Source organism: Megasphaera geminata F0357, assembly GCF_000239275.1.
Lineage (GTDB): Bacteria > Bacillota > Negativicutes > Veillonellales > Megasphaeraceae > Megasphaera > Megasphaera geminata.
This window is the reverse complement of sequence record NZ_JH417603.1, coordinates 77,687-87,780: the sequence shown is the minus strand read 5'-3', so window position 1 is coordinate 87,780 and position 10,094 is coordinate 77,687. Positions and strand designations below refer to the sequence as shown.

Sequence of the window (10,094 nt, the reverse complement as noted above, 5' to 3'; positions counted from 1 at the left end):
CGGAGCTTTTTGTTTTTACTGATTAATGTCAGCCGGGGCTTGAGGCGTTATGCCGTCAAGCTTCCATGTGTTTTCCAGGACCCTGAAATTCAGAGAGGTCCATTGGCGCTGAATTGAAGTTACCGTTTCATTCAGACTGTAGAGCATATGGTTATGCCTGTCGTAGTCCTGTTCCGCTTGGGCAATGCGGGTTTCCTGCATGCTGACGGCAGATTCCAGTTCAAGGAGCTGCACTTGTAAGAAAATGATATAAGCCCCTTCCAGAATGATGATGATTACGGCTGCGAAAACGAAACGTCGGAGCAGATCATCATGCGTATGCTCCCTGTCGGGAAAGGTTCTTACAAATTCCCGTAATGCCGATAACCTGCCTGCGTCGGGCCTGCTGTCAGACATTTGCGGAAATCCGTGTTCTGTTTTTTACGAAATCAAGCCATAACTGCGCCGCATGGGACAGATAATGGCCGCGTTTCCAGATAACGTACAGGACATGGAGTATCTTCGGTTCCACCAGGGGCCTTACGACAACGGATTCATATACGCGGGGGGCCGTTTCCTTGGTAGGGCAGAGCCGGCTCGGCAAGAGCGCGATGCCCAGATTGGCGACGGCTGTCTGGATCATGAGATCGCGCTGGCTCGTTTCAAAGACGATTTTAGGCTGGAACCCGATTTTTTTACAGTTTGTAATGATCTCGTCGTGCAGATTGAAATCGTCCCGATACAGGACGAGAGGCTCATTGGCCAATTTTTTCAGGGGAATGGTTTTTTCCTTGCTGAGAGGATTGTCGCGGTGAATGATCACGTTCATCGGATCCTGGTCGAGAAAAAACGACTCGAAATCTTTTTCCTTCGGCTGCGTGCAAATGATGCCTAAATCGATCAGCCCTTCCTGAACGCTGATACCGACCTTTTTGGAGCCATGTTCGTATAAGTCCAGTTCGATCTGCGGGTATACCTGTTTAAAAGCTCCTAAGAGGTTGGCGAAGACCGGCGCTCCGGTTATAGGAGGTAAACCGATGAGTACCGTGCCTTGTTCCAGTTTAAATTCATTTTCAAAATCCATCTTTAAGTGCTCGAACATGAAAACGACCCGTTTTGCGTGCGTCAGGAAGATCGCACCTGCATCCGTGAGTTCGACGGCCTTGGCGTTGCGCATAAATAAAACAACCCCCAGCTCGTCCTCCAACGCTTTAATGGTACGGCTGATTGCGGATTGGGAAATGTGCAGCGTTCGGGCAGCTTTGCTGAAGGATTTTTTGTCGGCGACTTCAGTGAAATATTTCAAATGATGAAAATCCATCTCAACACCTCCTATAAAGATAAGATACTAAACAGGTATACGTTTACAAATTTGCACATACTGATGGTAAAAACAGCAAAGCTACGCTATTGAATTTCAAATTTGCAAAGCATATAATGGACGTGAAAAAGTTAGAAAAAATGTTCATGTACTGGTCGAAGGCCGCAAAAAAATGCCAGATTATAGACACGTCCAAATGTAGTATTATTATCCAGTATATTACATGATTTGTCTGATGGCAATATTTTTTTGGCGGAATTCAGCACCTTCACTGGCTTTATACCAAATAGGTATCGCCGTGACGTGTATGTATATAATGATACATATGAGGGGACAGGACTGGTATGTTTTTAACTTTATAGATTGATATAAATATTTATATCAACGGTATTTTTTTCAATAAAGGAGCGTGTATTAGTAATGAGTAAATTCAAAACCATGGACGGTAATGAAGCGGCAGGCTGGATATCCTACGCATTCACCGAAGTTGCGGCTATTTACCCGATTACGCCGTCTTCCCCGATGGCGGAACATGTCGACGACTGGCAGGCGGCGGGTCTTAAAAACATCTTCGGCAACACGGTGAAGGTTATCGAAATGCAGTCCGAAGCGGGTGCTGCAGGCGCGTTCCACGGGTCCCTGCAAGCCGGTGCGCTGACATCGACGTATACGGCATCCCAGGGGTTCTTGTTGATGATTCCGACCATGTATAAAGTTGCCGGCGAATTACTCCCCGGCGTATTCCACGTAGCGGCTCGTGCGTTGGCCAACCATGCGCTGAGCATTTTCGGCGATCATCAGGACGTCATGTCTGCTCGTGCAACCGGCTGCTGTCTTTTGGCGGAATCGAACGTACAGGAAGTTATGGACCTTTCCGCCGTTGCTCATTTGTCGGCGTTGAAAGGCTCATTGCCGTTTATCAACTTCTTTGACGGGTTCCGCACGTCTCACGAAATTCAAAAGGTCGAAGTCATGGAATTCGATAAGCTTAAAGGCCTTGTTGATACCGAAGCGTTGCAGAACTTCCGTAACCGTGCGCTCAATCCGGACGCCCCCGTTATTCGCGGCACTGCGGAAAACCCGGATATTTACTTCCAGCACTGTGAAGCCAATAACAAGTATTATGACGCCATGCCCGACATCGTAGCCGATTACATGGCCAAGATTTCCGAAATTACGGGACGCACATATAAGCCTTTTAACTACTACGGCGCTGAAGACGCCGAATATGTAATCGTCTCTATGGGCTCCCTGTCCGACGTCGCGTATCAGGCCGTCAAATATTTAAACAAAACCGGCGAAAAAGTCGGCGTAATAAATGTACATCTCTATCGTCCGTTCTCTGCCAAACATTTGCAGGCCGTACTGCCGAAGACCGTCAGAAAAATAGCCGTCATCGACCGTACGAAGGAACCGGGCGCTATGGGCGAACCGCTTTATCTCGATATGGTAAACTTCGCTAAAGAAGCGGGGCTTAATGTAGATATTATCGGCGGCCGCGCAGGCCTCGGCTCTAAAGACGTGCTTCCGGAAGATATTCACCCCGTATTTGCGGAACTTAAAAAAGAACATCCTCTGAACGGCTTTACCATCGGCATCGTCGACGACGTTACAAATCTTTCCCTGCCGCGTGCCGACAAAATGCCTATGGATACGACAGGTCTTACGTCCTGAAATTCTGGGGCTTCGGTTCCGACGGTACGGTCGGCGCCAATAAATCGGCCATCAAGATTATCGGCGACCATACGGACATGTATGCGCAGGCTTACTTTGCGTATGACTCCAAAAAATCCGGCGGCGTAACGATTTCTCACTTGCGTTTCGGCACACAGCCTATTGATATGCCTTATCTTATCGACGCGGCGGATTATATCGCTTGTCACCGTCAGTCCTATGTAAAGCGCTTCGATCTGCTCCGCGGCATTAAAGACGGCGGCACGTTCATGCTGAACTGTACCTGGTCCGATGACGAACTGGAGCATGAATTGCCGGCCCGTATTAAACGCGCTATCGCCAAACATCACGTTAAATTCTATACCCTGAACGGCGACGCTATCGGTCAGAAACTCGGCCTCGGCACCCGTATCAACATGGTTATGCAGGCTGCGTTCTTTGCTCTCGCAAAGGTTATCCCCCTGGAAGACGCCGTTAAATATCTGAAAGATTCCATCGTCAAGTCTTACGGCAAAAAAGGACAGAAAGTCGTTGACATGAACTGGGCCGCTGTTGATGCCGGTGTCGGCGAATTCCACGAAGTAAGCTATCCCGCTTCCTGGGCCGATGCTGTGGACGAAAAGACGGAAGGCCGTCCGACGACGGAATATTTCGAAAAGGTGGCGGCTCCCGTTCTCGGCCAGATTGGCGACGACCTCAAAGTTTCCGACTTCACGGGCCGCGAAGACGGCACCATGCCTTCGGGTACCGCCAAGTTTGAAAAGGCCGGCCCCGCCTTGTATGTTCCTTCCTGGGATCATGAAAAGTGTATCGGCTGCACACAATGCTCCTTTGTCTGCCCGCATGCGACCATCCGTCCCGTTTTGACGACCGAAGAGGAACGTGCCAAGGCGCCGGCGGGCTTCCAAATTGCGCCCAAGGGAAAATCCGGCAAAGAATACGGTTTCACCATCGTCGTTGACCAGCTCGACTGTCTTGAATGCGGCAGCTGTGCCAATGTCTGCCCGACCAAGGCGCTTACCATGGTCCCGAACGATGACGACGAACGCGGTAAGATGGATCTGTGGTACTTCGCGCAGGACGAAGTGTCCCCGAAAGCCAATCCGCAAAATAAGAAGACCGTTATCGGTTCTCAGTTCGAACAGCCGCTCTTTGAATTCTCCGGTGCTTGTGCAGGCTGCGGCGAAACACCGTATGTCAAATTGACGACTCAGCTTTTCGGCGACCGCATGATGATCGCCAACGCTACGGGCTGCTCCTCCATTTACGGCGGTTCCGCGCCGGTGGCCCCGTATACGACGAACGAAAAAGGCCACGGCCCCGTCTGGGCCAACAGCCTGTTTGAAGATGCCGCGGAATACGGTTTCGGCATGTTCATGGGCGTCGACAAGATCCGCAAAGACCTGGCGCTCAAGGTTGAAGCCGCAAAAGCGGTTGCTTCCCCCGAACTTCAGGCCGCGCTCAGCGACTGGGCAGCCAACCTCCTCGAAGGGGAAGGCACACGTGAACGCGCCGATAAAGTGACGGCCCTTCTCGAAAAAGAAGCGGCAGGCAAGCCGGTTCTTGAAGAATTCCTGGCAAAGAAGAAATATCTCGTCAAACGTTCCCACTGGATCTTCGGCGGCGACGGCTGGGCTTACGATATCGGCTTCGGCGGCGTGGACCATGTGCTCGCGCAGGATCAGGACGTCAACATCCTCGTCCTCGACACGGAAGTTTACTCCAATACGGGCGGCCAGTCCTCCAAGGCTACGCCGACAGCCGCTATTGCACAGTTTGCCGCTTCCGGTACAACGACGAAGAAGAAGGATCTCGGCATGATGGCCATTTCATACGGCTATGTATATGTAGCACAGGTAGCTATGGGTTCCGATAAGAACCAGCTCATGAAGGCCATGACCGAAGCGGAAGCTTACCACGGCCCGTCCGTAGTTATTGCGTATTGCCCGTGTATCAATCACGGTATCCGCAAGGGCATGGGTAAGAGTCAGGAAGAAGAAAAACTGGCGGTCGCATGCGGGTACTGGGATCTCTTCCGCTATAACCCGGAACTTAAAGAACAGGGCAAGAATCCGTTCAGCCTTGATTCCAAAGAACCGGATTACAGCAAATTCCAGGAATTTCTCGAAGGCGAAGTTCGATATGCGTCTTTGGCGAAAGGATTCCCCGAATTGGCACAGTCCCTTTATGAAAAGACCGTTACCGACGCGAAAGCCCGCCGCGAATCGTATGTTCGCCTGCAAAAAGGCTTCGAAGCATAAAGTCCGGCAGCATTGTTTTATACCGGCAAACGAAACGCCTCTCCGGAAGGAGAGGCGTTTTTTGAGTCTTTTTATTTTTATCATTCTCAAAATAAACAGGAAATTTATTTAAAAGCAGCTGTTTTCTCAAAAAAACTTTATTTGAGAATGAAAATATGGTAGAATGAAGTAACTTAATTGATAGTCGTTATTTGTTTTGCGGAATGTGTGGATATATGGAAAAACGCTGGCTATATAACGAGGCTCCCGCCGAAACGGTAGGGATTCTCTGTGAGAAACTGCATATAAGCACTGTCCTTGCCACGGCTATGGTAAACCGCGGAATTACCGATCCCGCCGCGGGAAACCGTTTTCTTTATGATACTGTGGAAAGCCTGGCCGACCCGTTTCTCCTTTCCGGCACGGAGAAGGCCGTGCCGCGTATCCTTGACGCGCTGGCAAAAGGGGAAAAGATCGTTGTTTACGGTGACTACGATGTTGACGGCATAACGTCGACAGCGCTCGTGTATCAGATTCTGTCCGATCTCGGCGGCGACCCGATCTTTTATATTCCCGAACGTCAGACCGAGGGCTACGGCCTCAACAGGGAAGCGCTGGAGGAATTGATCAAAGAACGGACGGACTTGATCATTACCGTTGACTGCGGGATTTCCTCGGTTGAGCTGATTGAAGAGTTCAAGGATAAGACGGACATCATTATTACGGATCATCACGAACCGTCCGACCGGATACCCGATGCCTATGCGGTCCTTAACCCGAAAAAGCCCGGTTGCGCCTACCCCTGTAAAGAACTGGCCGGCGTCGGTGTGGCGTACACGCTTTGCCGGGCTTTGTGGCGGGAGCGGTACAAGGAAAATCTTGTCGGGTATACGGCCTTGGTCGCTTTGGGCACGGTTGCGGATCTTGTCCCCCTAACAGGGGAAAACCGCGTGCTCGTGGCTGACGGCCTGACAAAAATTGCCGACGGGTGCAGCTGCGGGCTGCAGGCGCTGGCGGAGGTTTCCGGTATAGACGCGGCGCAGGTGACGGCCGGCAACATCGCCTTTTCCCTGGCGCCGCGGCTTAATGCGGCGGGCCGTATCAGTCATGCCGAAAAGGGCGTATTTCTCCTTCTGGAAAAGGATCCTCTCAAGGCCCGGGAGACGGCGCTTGAGTTACATGAACTGAACAAAGAGCGGCAGGATATTGAAAAGGCCATTACGCAGGCGGCCGTGGATGAAATTGAAAAAAACATGTACAGTGACGACAATGTGCTCATCGCTGTCGGTGAAGGCTGGCACAGCGGAGTTATCGGCATAGCCGCGTCGCGCCTGGTTGAGCGGTATTACCGGCCGTCCCTCGTCATTACCGTTAAGGACGGTATCGGTAAAGGGTCCTGCCGCAGTATCAAGGGGTTTTCCATGTATGAAGCCCTGACGTATTGTAAAGACCTGCTTATCCGGTTTGGCGGGCATGCTATGGCGGCGGGTTTCACGGTGCTTCCGGAAAATATAGACGAACTGCGCAGGCGAATGAATGAATATGCGGCCGGCGTGTTACGTGAAGACGATTATATTCCGGTGCTTAATGTGGACGCCGTTCTTGACGGTCATGAGGTTACTGTCGATACGGTCCGTGAACTGTGCCTGCTTGAACCCTACGGTATGGGCAACGGCCGTCCTCTCTTCGCGTTGCGTCAGGCCAGGGTATATGACATCAAAGAAATAGGACGGGATAAATCGCATATCCGGCTGTCCCTGGACAGTGCGGACGGGACCAGGGTGAACGGTGTAGGCTGGTCCATGGCGGATCTGGCCGGGCATATTCTGCCGGATGACGAGATAGATGTGGCTTTCCAGCTTCATGTCAATACATTCCGGGAGCTTACGGAAGCGCAGATGATTTTGCAGGATGTGCATTTTCATACTGACGATATACGCTTGAACCGGGAAACGATGGTCCGCGTCTATAAAAAACTGAGGGAGTACCTGTCGCAGCGGCCTCGGCAGGTGCGGCTTGTGCGGCGCCATTTACTGGAGGCCCTGCCCGATTTCCCGGGACACGTCCTTTTAGCGGCGCTGCAGGTATGCCGGGAATTGCAGCTCATAGAAACGGTGTGCCGGGAAGACGACATATATTATGAAATGCCCGCACGGACGGAAAAGCTTTCACTGGCAGATTCCCGGACCTTCAGATTGTATAATGGAAAATAGGAGGCGATATGGATGGAATTTACGGATAAAGATGAAGCCTATCGGCATCTTATTGACACCATAAAAAAGCATCAGCCCGATGCGGCTTGTGAAGATATCCGCAAGGCGTATGAATTGGCGAATGACGCGCATAAAGAACAAAAACGCGTCAGCGGTGAACCGTATATTTTACACCCGCTGGCAGTGGCCCAGATCCTGGCGGACATGGAAATCGACACAACGACTATAACGGCGTCGCTGATGCACGATGTCGTTGAAGATACGACGTATACTCTTGAAGATATGGAGCGGCTCTTCGGTAAAGAAGTGGCCTTTCTCGTCGACGGCGTTACCAAGCTGAACCGGCTTGATTACCGGACGAAGGAAGACCAGCAGGTCAACAGTATGCGTAAAATGTTCCTGGCCATGGCCAAGGATGTGCGTGTCGTTGTTATCAAGCTGGCGGACCGGCTGCATAATATGCGCACGCTCAAGTTTATGCGCAGCGAAAAACAGAAGCGCATTGCCCAGGAAACGTTGGAAATTTATGCGCCTCTGGCGCATCGCCTGGGTATTTTCAATATTAAATGGGAACTGGAAGACCTGTCGTTCCGTTATATGGAACCGGACAAGTACTATGACCTTGTCGACCAGATGAAGGAGAAACGGCAGGTACGTGAAGAAATTGTCAATGAAGCGATTGATGTCCTGAAAGAGACCTTGAGCGAATCGGGCATTTCTTTTGAGATCAACGGCCGGCCCAAGCACTTCTACAGCATCTATAAAAAGATGAAGAAAGATAACCGGGATCTGAGCCAGATTTATGATTTATATGCTATCCGCGTCATTGTCAACACGGTGCAGGACTGTTACGGCGTTCTGGGTATTGTGCACAGCTTGTGGAAACCCCTGCCGTATCGGTTTAAGGATTATATTGCCATGCCGAAGCCGAATAATTATCAGTCTCTCCACACGACGGTCATCGGTACGCGCGGACAGCCTGTGGAAATTCAAATCCGCACCTGGGAAATGCACCATATTGCCGAATACGGTGTCGCCGCTCATTGGCGCTACAAAGAGGGACATGCGGCCGGCCGGACATCGGAATTCGACGAAAAGATGGGATGGCTCCGCAACCTCCTGGAATGGCAGGATACGAGCAATCCGCAGGAATTCGTCAATGCCCTGAAGCTCGACGCTTTTTCGGACGAAGTGTTCGTCTTCACGCCGCGCGGCGATGTCATTGACTTGCCGCAGGGGGCGATCCCCATCGATTTTGCCTATCGCATTCACACGGATGTCGGCCATCGCTGCGTCGGCGCCAAGGTTAACAGTAAAATCGTCCCCCTTGATTACGCTTTGAAAAACGGGGATATTGTCGAGATCATTACGTCAAAAACGGGCCGGCCCAGTCTGGACTGGCTGAAAATCGTCGGCAGTTCCGAAAGCCGTTCGAAAATCCGCAACTGGTTCAAAAAAGAGAACAGGGAAGAAAATATCGCTAAAGGGCTGGAGGCGCTCGAGCGGGAATGCAAGCGCCTCGGCCACGATTGGAAGCTGGTCAGCCATTCCGGGCGTATTGCCAAAGTGGCCAAACAGATGAACGCCGGTACGGAAGATGACCTGCTGGCCGCCGTCGGGTATGGCGGTTTTGCGGTAAACACGGTTCTCATCAAGCTCCTGGAGCTTCATAAAGAACTGGATCGCAAAGAAGAAGACAGCAGCTCTTTAAAACTCGTAGAAAAGCTCCGTCCCAGAAAGAGTTTCGGCTCTCACAACAGTTCGGGCATCCTCGTCAAAGGGGAACCGGGTATCCTCGTGCGGCTGGCCAAATGCTGCAGTCCGGTACCCGGCGACCCCGTTATCGGTTTTGTCACGCGCGGCCGCGGCGTTTCCGTCCATCGTGCCGATTGTCCTAACGTGAAACCCGAAGACAGTGACGTGGAACGTCTTATTGACGTGGAGTGGGATTATGGCGCCGCCGAGTCTTTTGAAGTGAATATGGAAATTGTCGCATACGACAGGACCGGTATTATGGCCGAAATTATGGCGACGTTGGCGGAGATGAAGATTTCCGTTACGTCCGTCAACGCCAAGGTGAACGATTCGAAAAATGTTACCGTCCACCTGGGACTGAGCATCAAAGATCTGGCGCAGTTCGAATTTATTGCCACTAAGATCCGGCGTCTGAAGGACGTTTATACAGTCCAGCGGTATACGGGAGGTAATCAGCAATGAGAGCGGTTGTACAACGGACGCTGCAATCGAAGGTTATAGCGGCGGGCAGAGAAACGGGGAAAGCCGGTTTCGGCCTGACCGTTCTCCTCGGTATCGGCAACGACGACGACAGCGGCGATGTCGCCTATATGGTTGAGAAAATCGTCAATTTGCGTATTTTTGAAGATGAAGACGGCAAGATGAATCAATCCCTTCTGCAAAAAAACGGCGATATGCTGGTCGTCTCACAGTTTACCCTGTACGGCGATGCGCGCCGCGGCAGACGGCCGAGCTTTACGGCAGCGGCGCCGCCGGAAAAGGCGGATCGGCTGTATGAAGCGTTTGTCGCGGCTGTCAGAAAAAAAGGAATTACTGTCGGGACGGGCGTTTTTCGCGCGGAAATGGTCGTATCTCTCGACAATCACGGTCCCGTAACCATTTTATTAGACAGTAAAAAAATTTTTTAGGAGG

The 10,094-nt window shown here is 51.4% G+C and carries 5 protein-coding genes and 1 pseudogene; 4 read left to right on the top strand and 2 right to left on the bottom strand.

What is annotated here, in order from left to right:
* Positions 1 to 15: 15 nt before the first annotated feature.
* Both HMPREF0080_RS06440 and HMPREF0080_RS06435 read right to left on the bottom strand, forming a co-directional pair.
* On the bottom strand, positions 16 to 396 hold the full coding sequence (locus HMPREF0080_RS06440) for a hypothetical protein (RefSeq protein WP_006790542.1): 381 nt from the start codon (positions 394 to 396) through the stop codon (positions 16 to 18).
* Positions 389 to 1,300: a LysR substrate-binding domain-containing protein gene (locus HMPREF0080_RS06435; protein WP_006790541.1), complete on the bottom strand. Its 912-nt coding sequence runs from the start codon at positions 1,298 to 1,300 to the stop codon at positions 389 to 391. Before HMPREF0080_RS06435 ends, HMPREF0080_RS06440 begins: the two co-directional genes overlap by 8 nt.
* A gap of 420 nt (positions 1,301 to 1,720) precedes the next feature.
* On the opposite strand from HMPREF0080_RS06435, the pseudogene nifJ reads away from it, so the two are divergent.
* From nifJ to dtd, 4 genes and pseudogenes are all read left to right on the top strand, one after another.
* Positions 1,721 to 5,235: pseudogene (nifJ, locus tag HMPREF0080_RS06430) on the top strand (pyruvate:ferredoxin (flavodoxin) oxidoreductase).
* A gap of 215 nt (positions 5,236 to 5,450) precedes the next feature.
* Positions 5,451 to 7,427, top strand: coding sequence for a single-stranded-DNA-specific exonuclease RecJ (gene recJ, locus HMPREF0080_RS06425; RefSeq protein WP_006790536.1), 1,977 nt, complete (start codon positions 5,451 to 5,453; stop codon positions 7,425 to 7,427).
* 12 nt (positions 7,428 to 7,439) lie between these two features.
* Positions 7,440 to 9,644: a RelA/SpoT family protein gene (locus tag HMPREF0080_RS06420; RefSeq protein WP_006790535.1), complete on the top strand. Its 2,205-nt coding sequence runs from the start codon at positions 7,440 to 7,442 to the stop codon at positions 9,642 to 9,644.
* The gene (gene dtd / locus HMPREF0080_RS06415; protein ID WP_006790534.1) at positions 9,641 to 10,090 is read left to right on the top strand and encodes a D-aminoacyl-tRNA deacylase; all 450 of its coding nucleotides are present in this window, start codon (positions 9,641 to 9,643) and stop codon (positions 10,088 to 10,090) included. The genes HMPREF0080_RS06420 and dtd overlap by 4 nt, the downstream gene beginning before the upstream one ends.
* Positions 10,091 to 10,094: the final 4 nt, after the last annotated feature.

Coding starts and splice junctions, on each gene's coding strand:
- HMPREF0080_RS06440 (WP_006790542.1), bottom strand. CDS start 396: ATGTCTGACAGCAGGCCCGACGCAGGCAGGTTATCGGCATTACGGGAA.
- HMPREF0080_RS06435 (WP_006790541.1), bottom strand. CDS start 1,300: ATGGATTTTCATCATTTGAAATATTTCACTGAAGTCGCCGACAAAAAA.
- recJ (WP_006790536.1), top strand. CDS start 5,451: ATGGAAAAACGCTGGCTATATAACGAGGCTCCCGCCGAAACGGTAGGG.
- HMPREF0080_RS06420 (WP_006790535.1), top strand. CDS start 7,440: ATGGAATTTACGGATAAAGATGAAGCCTATCGGCATCTTATTGACACC.
- dtd (WP_006790534.1), top strand. CDS start 9,641: ATGAGAGCGGTTGTACAACGGACGCTGCAATCGAAGGTTATAGCGGCG.